This is a genomic window from Methylobacterium sp. CCH5-D2, assembly GCF_001556475.1.
Lineage (GTDB): Bacteria > Pseudomonadota > Alphaproteobacteria > Rhizobiales > Beijerinckiaceae > Methylobacterium > Methylobacterium hispanicum.
This window is the reverse complement of sequence record NZ_LSIX01001008.1, coordinates 1-4249: the sequence shown is the minus strand read 5'-3', so window position 1 is coordinate 4249 and position 4249 is coordinate 1. Positions and strand designations below refer to the sequence as shown.

At 75.4% G+C, this 4249-nt stretch carries 2 protein-coding genes and 1 pseudogene; 2 read left to right on the top strand and 1 reads right to left on the bottom strand.

Annotated elements, in window-relative coordinates; all coding sequences use genetic code 11:
• Nucleotides 1–227 (top strand): annotated as a pseudogene (locus tag AX737_RS34955) (3-dehydroquinate synthase); the annotation flags it as partial.
• A gap of 72 nt (nucleotides 228–299) precedes the next feature.
• Nucleotides 300–1538 carry a glycosyltransferase family 87 protein gene (locus tag AX737_RS27455; RefSeq protein ID WP_066927012.1) on the top strand — a complete coding sequence of 413 codons (1239 nt, stop codon included), beginning with the start codon at nucleotides 300–302 and terminating at the stop codon, nucleotides 1536–1538.
• 42 nt (nucleotides 1539–1580) lie between these two features.
• On the opposite strand, the gene AX737_RS27450 is transcribed toward AX737_RS27455, so the two are convergent.
• On the bottom strand, nucleotides 1581–4028 hold the full coding sequence (locus tag AX737_RS27450) for a glycoside hydrolase family 2 protein (RefSeq protein ID WP_066927011.1): 2448 nt from the start codon (nucleotides 4026–4028) through the stop codon (nucleotides 1581–1583).
• Between the last annotated feature and the right edge of the window lie 221 nt (nucleotides 4029–4249).

Genomic DNA, 4249 nt, shown 5'->3' with positions numbered 1-4249 from the left:
TCGCCAACCACCTCGCGCTCGCCGGCCTGCCGACCCGCCTCGCCCAGGTGCCGGGCGGCTGCGGCGACGCCGACGCGCTCCTCGACGCCATGGCGCAGGACAAGAAGGTGCGCGACGGCGCCCTCACCTTCATCCTCGCCCGCGGCATCGGGCAGAGCTTCATCGCGCCCGGCATCGACGGGGCAGCGGTGCGGGCCTTCCTTGAGGACGAGCTGCGGGCGGGCTGAGCCGCCGTTAACCGCACCGGAACCGGCCGGGCGCATGCTACGAGCGATCGGGACCGTCCGCGGGAGTGGGGATTGCGCGCGCCCTCGAGACCTCACGCCGCGCTCGCGGATCTGCGCGACCTCGCGGGCAGCGACGCGCGGCTCTACAGGCTCGCGCGGCTGGCGAGCCTCTGGCTCCTGCCGCTCATGTTCGGCATCGTCCTCGTCGGCTTCGAGATGGGTCCGGTACCGGGGTCCGGCTGCGCCGCCAACGCGGTCGGCGTCGACTTCACCCAGGTCTGGGCGGCCGGTCAGGCCGCGCTGCGGGGCGGGGCCGCCGAGCCCTACGACCTGCCGCGCCACCTCCAGAACCTGCGCGAGGCCTTCGGCCCCGATTGCCGCTTCGCCTGGCACTACCCGCCGGTCTTCATGCTGCCGGCCGCCGCGGTGGCGGCGCTGCCGCCTGCGGGAGCCTTCCTGGCCTGGACGTTCGCGGGCGTCGGCCTTCTGGCCCTCGCGCTCCGGCTCGCCGGGGGCCGGGCGGCGCTCCTCGTCGGGCTCGCCCATCCGCTGGTCTTCTGCAACCTCGTCTACGGGCAGAACGGCCTCTTCACCGCGGGCCTCCTGACGCTCGGCGCGCTCCTCGTCGACCGGCGCCCGCTGGTGGCGGGGCTCTGCTTCGGCCTCGTCGCCTACAAGCCGCAACTCGCCGCGCTCGCGCCCCTGCTGCTCCTCGTCACCGGGCGCTGGCGCTGCCTCGGCGCATGCCTCGGCACCGTCCTGGCCCTCTGTCTGGCCGCGCTCCTGGCCTTCGGCAGCGCCCCTTGGCTCGGCTTCCTCGGCACGATCGGTGAGACCGACCGCATCATCCTGCGCCAAGCCGCGGCGGGGCTCGACCTCAACGCCAGCGCCTACGGGGCGGTACGGCTCGCCGGCGGGCCGTTCGCCCTGGCCTGGACGGCCCAGATCGCAGCGAGCCTCGGCGCGCTGGCGCTGGCGTGGCGGGTCTGGGCGACCTGCCCCGATCCGCGCATGCGGGCCGCGACCCTGCTCGCTGCCGCGCCGATGCTCTCGCCCTACGTGCCGGTCTACGACCTCGCGCCGGTGGTACCCGCCACGGTGCTGCTTGTCGTCGCGGCGCGTCGGGCCGGCGGCCTGCACGCCTACGAGCGTTGGTTGCTGATCGCAGCCCCCCTCACCGCCGGGCTTCGGGTCGGCGCGGAGGCGACCGGCATCTGCTTCGGGCTGATCTTCGCGCTGGCGACGCTCGCCTGCATCGCGGCCCGGGCCCTGCCGCAGCCGGCGACGCGGGGCCTCGGGGCGCTGCCCTAGGAACCCGCACAGGGCCCTCGGGCCCTCGAGGATCCCGCGACCTCAGCCCTCCGGGCCGAACGTCGCCGTCTCGACGGCGTTGAGCGCCCGCACCCGGCCGCGCGGCAACCGCGTCGCACCCGGGAAGGTGATCCGTCGCTCGGTCCCGGGCGCGAGGTGGAACCACGTGTCGTCGGGCCGCGCGCCCTCGGCCTCCACCTGCACGCCCAGCGCGTGTCGCTCGGCGCGGATCCGGATGGCGGCACCGTCCACGACCACCGCGAGGCCGGTCTCCACGGGCTCGGGGCTGCGCCCGCCCGGGAAATGGAAGGCCTCGGCGATCACCGCGCCCGCCGGGTCGCCGAGGCTCGCGTGTCCCAGCGTATGGGCCGGCGGCCCGAACCGGTAGCTGTCGGTGGCGTCGAAGAAGCGGCCCAGCAGCTCGGCCGACGAGAGGGTCTGGGTCGAGCGGGGTGCGAGGCTGACGGCGCGCTCGGCCCCCGCCACCGCTCGGCCCGTCGCGTCCGTGAAGGCGAGGCGCAGGGTGAGCGCCCGCGCCACCGCGGTCTCGTTGTGCAGGTGCACGTGGAGCCCGTTCAGCCCCTCGTCCGAGAGCGTGACCTGAACCGGCCGGAAGGCCCGCTTCAGGGCGTACCAGCCCGATTTCGGCTCACCCCGCGCGTCCACGATGCCCCAGCCCGTGCCGGGGGCGAGGTCGCGCAGGAACCAGACGAGGCCGCCCGCGGTCGGTGAGCGCGCCCGGCGCCACTCGGCGAAGGTCGCCTCCATCACCTCGGCGACGGCGGCGCGGCCGAGCGCGCGGTAGCGCTCCGGGTCGGCGCGGCGAAGGGCTGCCGGATCGACGCCGTAGAGCAGGCCGGCATAGTGGTCGCGCACCTGCTCGAAATCCCAGTCCGCCCCCCGGTCGCGCGGGATGCCGGCGCTCCAGCGCGGCGATTCCGGGTCGCCGAGCCCCATCGCGGCCAGGCTCGCCTCCTCGGGCAGGTTGGCGAAGGCGAGGCACTCGGTGGCGAAGCCGACCTCGGCCCGGCGGGCGTCCTCAAGGGGGCGGCGATAGGCGCCGACCCCGTAATAGTGCGTCACGCCGGCCGCCGTGGAGAAAGGCAGGTCGCCGCCCGAGGGCGAGTTCGGCACCACGGCGAGATCCGGGCGGCGGGAGGCCGCGAGCGCGGGCAGTCGCTCGCCCGCGAAGGCGTCCGCCCAGACGGACCGAGGCGCGCCCAGCATCGCCGCCTGCTGCCAGACCTCGCTGCCGCCGGAGAGCGCGCAGAGCGCGGGCGAGAGCTGGGTGCGGTCGAGGAGGTCGGCGATCTCCGCTTCCAGCTCGGCCCGGAAGGCGGGGTCGTCGTGCGGGTAGTCGAAATTGGCGAGCATCAGGTCCTGGAAGACCAGGATGCCCAGCTCGTCGCAGAGGTCGTGGAAGGCTTGCGATCCGTAGAGCGTGATGCCGGGGACCCGCAGCATGTTCATCCCGGCCTCGCGGGCGAGGTCGAGGAGCGGGCGCGTGTCCTCCCGAGCACCCCCCAAGCCGACGAGGTCGGGTGGCGTCCAGTTGGCGCCGCGGCAGAAGACCGGGACGCCGTTCACCGCGAGGCTCAAGCCCTCCTCGAAGGGGCGGGTCGGCGTGAGCGTGCGGAAGCCCGTGCGGCCGAGATCGTGGGTGCGCCCGTCGAGACCGACCGCGACCGCGTGCAGGCGCGGTTCGCCATGGGTGTGGGGCCACCAGGGCGCGATGCCGGGGAGGTCCAGCGCGCCCTCGAACAGGTCCGGCCCCGTCCGCGCCAACACCACGGAGCGGCCGTCGCAGCGGAGAACCGCCCGCTCCACCGGGCCCGCGACCCGGAGCCGGGCGACGAGCCGCCCGGTCCCCCCGTCGAGGCGGGCGGTGAGATCGGCCGCGATCAGATCCGGCATGCCCTCCGGCAGCGGCGTCAGGGTGATCGGGCGGTAGGGGCCGACGAGGTCGATCTCCGGGCACCAGCCCGGCATGAAGCCGAGGAGGCTCGTGCGCGCGTGGCGCAGCGAGCCCGGCGTCGCGAGGCGGGGCCGCCAGCGCCCGCGCTTGGCCGGCCGGTCGAGGGCGGTCTTCAGCGAGCGGAAGCAGAGGACGAGATCGTTCGTGCCCACGAGATCCACCGCGACCGCGTGGGCGCGGAACATCGAGCGGCTGTCGAGGATCGGCGCCCCGTTGAGCCAGACCTCGCAGAGGGTCGCCAGCCCCTCGAAGGCGAGGCGCGCCCGGCCGGTGCCCGGAAAGCTCGTGCGGTACCAGACGTCGCGGTCGTGGATCGGCTCCGGCTCCGGCTCGGACCAGAGGCCCGCGTCGCGCAGCGCCGCCGCGGCGGTGCCGGGGACGCAGGCCGAGATCCAGCCGTCGAGCCCGGCGAGATCGCCCGGCCCCGCGCAGGCGCCGGGCGGGGTCGTCACGAGCTGCCAGGGGCCGCCGACGGGCAGCGGCGGGACGCCGTCGACGGCGCGGATGCGGGCCATGCTGGGTCTCGGAGGGGATCGATCACACCGTATCCGGGTGATCTGTTCGGGTCGGGCGAGCGCCCCCTCTCCCCGCGCACGGGGAGAGGGGATGCGCGTCGAGCGGACGTCGTTGCCCTCAGCCCAGCGCCCGGTCGAGTTCCGCGAACACCGCCTCGTACTGCGCCGCCGCCTTGTCGAGGCGCGCGGCGAGCCCCTGCGCGCTGCGGCGGTGGAAGGCG

Coding starts and splice junctions, on each gene's coding strand:
- AX737_RS27450 (WP_066927011.1), bottom strand. CDS start 4,028: ATGGCCCGCATCCGCGCCGTCGACGGCGTCCCGCCGCTGCCCGTCGGC.